Origin of the sequence: Methanoculleus sp. UBA413 (genome assembly GCF_002502935.1) — an archaeon.
Classification (GTDB): Archaea; Halobacteriota; Methanomicrobia; order Methanomicrobiales; family Methanoculleaceae; genus Methanoculleus; species Methanoculleus bourgensis.
Window position 1 is genome coordinate 10,679 of record NZ_DAQR01000047.1, and the last position, 203, is coordinate 10,881.

Sequence of the window (203 nt, forward strand, 5' to 3'; positions counted from 1 at the left end):
CGATGCGATGGACGAGATCCGGAAGATCGACGGCATCCACACGGCAAAACACGCCGAGATCTGAACGGTCCCGGCCAATCACCCCCAATTTCGTGGTGCCTGCCGGCCCGGAGCGCGGGAGAGCCGGGATGGCGAGGAGGGAATAATTTTATACCCGGAGCACCAATTTTATTAGGCAGACACGGGCTCGTGGTCTAGCTGGT